The sequence below is a fragment of the Roseateles sp. genome (genome assembly GCF_036404855.1).
Taxonomy (GTDB): Bacteria; Pseudomonadota; Gammaproteobacteria; order Burkholderiales; family Burkholderiaceae_C; genus Pelomonas.
In genome coordinates, this window is sequence record NZ_DASWYS010000075.1 from 1 (window position 1) to 4,539 (window position 4,539).

Annotated in this window: 7 protein-coding genes; 2 read left to right on the forward strand and 5 right to left on the reverse strand. The window is 70.3% G+C overall.

Features of this window, described 5'->3' with window-relative positions; genetic code table 11:
- On the forward strand, positions 1–666 hold a 666-nt coding region (locus VGF12_RS05345), incomplete at its 5' end, for a carbon-nitrogen hydrolase family protein (RefSeq protein ID WP_331175008.1).
- On the forward strand, positions 663–1,943 hold the full coding sequence (locus VGF12_RS05350; RefSeq protein WP_331175009.1) for an MFS transporter: 1,281 nt from the start codon (positions 663–665) through the stop codon (positions 1,941–1,943). The genes VGF12_RS05345 and VGF12_RS05350, both read left to right, overlap by 4 nt.
- Here VGF12_RS05350 and VGF12_RS05355 read toward each other — a convergent pair.
- The 5 genes from VGF12_RS05355 to VGF12_RS05375 all read right to left on the reverse strand — a co-directional run.
- Positions 1,927–2,481 (reverse strand): hypothetical protein, encoded by a 555-nt coding sequence (locus tag VGF12_RS05355; protein WP_331175010.1) that lies wholly within the window; start codon positions 2,479–2,481, stop codon positions 1,927–1,929. The genes VGF12_RS05350 and VGF12_RS05355 overlap by 17 nt on opposite strands.
- 68 nt (positions 2,482–2,549) lie before the next feature.
- Positions 2,550–2,960 (reverse strand): response regulator, encoded by a 411-nt coding sequence (locus VGF12_RS05360; protein WP_331175011.1) that lies wholly within the window; start codon positions 2,958–2,960, stop codon positions 2,550–2,552.
- The gene (locus VGF12_RS05365; protein ID WP_331175012.1) at positions 2,957–3,457 is read right to left on the reverse strand and encodes a GAF domain-containing protein; all 501 of its coding nucleotides are present in this window, start codon (positions 3,455–3,457) and stop codon (positions 2,957–2,959) included. Before VGF12_RS05365 ends, VGF12_RS05360 begins: the two co-directional genes overlap by 4 nt.
- Positions 3,458–3,539: 82 nt before the next feature.
- Positions 3,540–4,154 (reverse strand): hypothetical protein, encoded by a 615-nt coding sequence (locus tag VGF12_RS05370; RefSeq protein WP_331175013.1) that lies wholly within the window; start codon positions 4,152–4,154, stop codon positions 3,540–3,542.
- 13 nt (positions 4,155–4,167) lie between these two features.
- Positions 4,168–4,539, reverse strand: a 372-nt coding sequence (locus VGF12_RS05375; protein WP_331175014.1) for a GNAT family N-acetyltransferase, incomplete at its 5' end; no start/stop codon positions are given.

Consider the following 4,539-nt stretch of genomic DNA (forward strand, 5'->3'; position numbering starts at 1 on the left):
CTGATGGGCATGCAGGACAGCGACAAGCTGACCCTGGCCGAGGCGGAGGGCAGCGGCCCCATCCCGGCCATGCTGGCCACGGCCGCGCGCGACCTGGGCCTGTGGATCATCGGCGGCACGCTGCCCATCAAGTCGACCAGCGCCGAGCGCGTGCGCAATTCGACGCTGGTGTTCTCGCCCGGCGGCGAGCGAGTCGCGCGTTACGACAAGATCCATCTGTTCGCCTTCGACAATGGCCGCGAGAACTATGACGAGGGCCGCGTGCTGGAGCCCGGCAACCATCCGACGCGCTTCGAGGCTGGCGGCATCCAGGTGGGCCTGTCGGTCTGTTATGACCTGCGCTTTCCCGAGCTGTACCGCACCTACGCCGGCAGTGACCTGCTGGCTGTGCCAGCCGCCTTCACCTACACCACAGGCCAGGCCCATTGGGAGCTGTTGCTGCGAGCGCGGGCGGTGGAGAACCAGTGCTATGTCGTCGCGCCTGCCCAGGGCGGCCAGCATGCCAATGGCCGCCGCACCTGGGGCCACAGCATGATCGTCGATCCGTGGGGCCAGGTGCTCAGCGTGCTGGCCGATGGCGAGGGCGTCGTCGTTGCCGACGTGGACCCGGCCCGGTTGACGCAGGTACGCCAGCAGTTGCCGGCCCTGGGCCACCGCAAGCTGTGAGCGCCGTGCAACCGCCGCGTACCACGGCCTGGATCGTGGGCGTGCTGGTGGCGATCTCGCTGTACGGCAACTTCTATGTCTACGACTCCATTGGCCCGGTGGCCGACCTGCTGCAGCAGCAGCGCGGCTTCTCGGACACGCAGGTGGGCCTGCTGAACGCCATCTACAGCCTGCCCAATGTCGTCCTTATCCTCGTCGGCGGCGTGCTGGTGGACCGCTTCGGCGCCGCGTGCATGACGCTGGTGACGGCCGGCATCTGCTTGGCCGGCGCGCTGCTGACGGCCTTCAGCTCCGACTTCACCGGCATGGCCGCGGGGCGGCTGCTTTACGGCATCGGCGCCGAGACCTTCAACATCGCGACGCTGGCCGCCGTGGCTGACTACTTCGGTGGCCGCAGCCTGGCGCTGGTCATGGGCCTGACGCTGGCCATCGGCCGCCTGGGTTCCTATGGTGCCGACATGTCGCCGACCTGGTTCGGCAGCGCCTACGCCTTGGGCTGGCAACCGCCTCTGCTCATCGCCGCGGCGATCGCGGCGACTTCCTTCGCCGCGGCCTTTGCCTACTGGTGGGTGGACCGTGGCCCGCGTCGCGCCGGCCTGCTGCCGGCGGGCCAGGCGGTGGCTGAGAAGTTCGCCTGGCGTGACCTGCTGCATTTCCGCAAGGCCTACTGGTATTTGCTGGCGCTGTGCGTGCTCTGGTACTCGGTCATCCTGGCCTTCCGCAGCACCTTCTCGATCAAGTACTTCCAGCACACCCACGGGCTGGACCTGGCCACCGCCGGCGAGATGAACAGCTACGTCTTCCTTGCTGCGGTGTTCGCGACGCCGGCCTTCGGATGGATGTGCGACCGCCTGCGCCGCTACGCCCCGTTCCTCGCCTTCGGCGCGCTGCTGCTGCCGATCGCGCTGGCCGTGCTGGCGCTGACGTCCTGGAGCCTGTGGGTGCCGACGGCGCTGATCGGTGTCAGCTACTCCCTCGTGCCCGCTGTCATGTGGCCGCTGACGAGCAAGCTCGTGGCGCCCAACCGCTTCGGCACCGCCATCGGTCTGATGTGGGTGGTGCAGAACGGCGGCATCTTCGGGGCCAATGTCGCGGCGGGCTGGCTCAACGACCGCGCGGGCGCGGGCGCCGCCAACCCGGCGGGCTACGACCCCATGATGTGGTTCTTCGGCCTGACCAGCGTGGCCGGCTTCGCCTTCGCGCTGCTGCTGTGGTGGGTGGCAGGGCGTCGCCAGCACGAGCAGCGCGCTTCTCCCGCGCCTACGGCCGCAGCGTGACCAGGTCTCGCAGCAGCAGTGCGATGTTGGCGCGCAGCGCGCGCTCGTTGGCGATGCGCAGCCGCTCGTTGGGTGACACGACGGCTTCGCTGAAGCGCGCCTCCTCGCTGCTGGCGATGCGGCGCTGGTAGACGATGTGGCCGCCGGTCTTGTCGACCAGCGTGTAGCGCACTGCCACGCCCACCGTCACGCCAAGTGCCGGCACCTGCGGCTGCTCCAGTTCCAGCAGCTCGGCCTGCAGTTCGAAGCGCGGCGACGGCTCGGGCAGCAGCGGGATCATGCCGACGGCGTGCAGGGAGTCGTCCAGCGCCAGTTTCAGCGCCTCGGCGCTGACCTTGGAGCCCCACCAGCGGCTGGTCTCCTGCCCCCCCGACACCGGGGCGACGCCCACCTGGAATTTCAGCGCGTCCGGCACCCAGCCGCGGATCTGCAGCGCGTCCGCGGCCGAGACGGCCATGGGCAACGGCTGGCTGGGCGTGCCGCAGCCGGCCAGCAGCGAGGCCAGCAGGGCGGCGGTGAAAAGGGTAAGGCGGGGCATGGGAGGACCCATGCTAGGCCCGCGGCGCGGCGGCGGTGGCTGCAAAAGCAGGGGCGGCCGGGGCTTATTCAGTGCTCAGGCGGCGGTGTGGGGGCGCCGAGTGCCGAAATGGCGTCCAGCATGCCGCGCACCTTGAAGGGTTTGAGCAGCAGTCGGCAGACGTCGAGCTGCTTCAGCCGCAGCGCCAGTTCGACGTTGCAACTCGCCGCCGTGGCGGCCACCGGGATGCCGGGTGTCTGGGCGGTGCTGCCGGCGCGCACCTGGCGCACCAGCTCCAGCGCGGCGCCGTCATCGTCGATGGCGACCAGCATGGCGTCGAAGCGGCGCTCCTGCAGCAGCCTTTCGGCGACGGCCGGGGTGGTCGCTTCCTGCACGTCGGCCAGGCCCATGTCGCGCGCCATCAGCGCCACGGTGCGCCGGAGCACGTACTGCGGTTCGAGCAGCAGCAGCCGGCCTCTGGGCGTGACGTGGTAGGTCACGGCGCGTCCGGTGCCGGGCCGACCAGCTCGGCGACGACCAGGTCGCGCAGCTTGCCGAGGATGTCGCGGTCCAGCGCATCCAGCTCGCGCGGGCGGGTGTCAATGAGGCAGAGCGTGCCGATCGTCGCGCCGTTCGGCAGGGTCAGCGGCGCACCGAGGTAGAAGCGGATGAAGGGCGCGCCGGTGACGAGGGGGTTGTCGGCAAATCGCTGGTCCTGTGCCGCGTCCAGCACCTCGAAGAGCGCGTGGCCCACGATGGCGTGGCCACAGAACGAGGTCTCGCGCGCGGTCTCGCAGGCATCCAGGCCGACGCGGGCTTTGAACCACTGGCGGTTGCGGTCCACGAGGCTGATCAGCGCGATGGGCATGTCGAACTCCGCGGCGGCGAACTCGACGATGCGGTCGAAGCGCTCCTCGGGCGGCGTGTCCAGGATCAACAGCTCGCGCAGCACGCGCAGCCGCTCGGCATCGTTGGCGGGGATTGGAGCGGGCGTCATGCGACAGCGAGTTTAGGCAGGGATTCGCGCTTGCAGCCGGCTCGGGAGCGGGCACGTCTGCCGGATGAAGGGCGTCGCCGGATCACCGCACGTCGAGGGTGTAGGTCACGGCCTGCGATAGACCGGGCAGGATGCCACCGAAGTTCAGCGTGTAGCGGCCGCGCTTGAGTGGCCCCAGCGCCACGTAGTAGCCGTTGCTGGCAGCGGGCGCGTCATCGTCCGGCGCGACGAGGAAACAGCCGCGGGTCGCCTGTCGGTGGGCCTCCAGGCCGTCGAAGCGGCGGCCGTTGAGCTCCAGCACCAGGCCTGCGGGGGCCTCCGTCATCGACTCGGCGCGCAGCATCAGCGATGCACAGGCCTCGCGCTCGTCGTCCGGCGGAAAGGCGAGGCTGTTGACCAGCGGGAAGAACAGTGTCTTGCCGGACGGGATGCGGCAGCTGCGCACCGTGCGTCGTGTGTCGTAGCTGCCGGCCAGGAACCAGACGGGCCCCGACTGGCCGCTGGCGCACAAGCGGCCGTCCGTGTCCGCGACGGGGCTGTCCTCGTCCTCGAACGACAGTGCCCAGCGCCACCAGCGCTTGGACCATTCCTCCTGCGTCGCCCCGGCGATGGCCTTTGCCGGCGGGACCAGCTGGGCCATGGCTGGCGGGGCGGCGGCCAGCAGCAGCATGGCCGCAAAGGTGAGGGTGGGGTGCAAGCGGCTCTCCAGGTCAACGGCGCTGGCCGGGGCGCTCCATCGCGACCTCGGACCGGCGGAACCCCAGTGTCTCGTAGAAGGCCGACACGCCATCGCGCCCGGCGCGCAGCACCCAGGTTATGCGCTCGTCGCTGCCCATCGCGGCCTGCACCAGCTGCGTGCCGACGCCGCGGCCGCGGTGAGAGGCCGCGACGACGACCATGGAGATGTAGCCGTTGAAGAGGCCGTCGCTGATGGCGCGCAGGAAGCCGACGACCCGGCCGTCCTCCACGGCCACCAGCGCCACCTGGGAGCGGTCCAGCAGCTGGCGGAAGACGGCGGGGTCCTGCACGCGCGGTCCCCAGTCGTTGTCGGCCAGCAACTGGCGCGCCGCCTCGATTTCGCC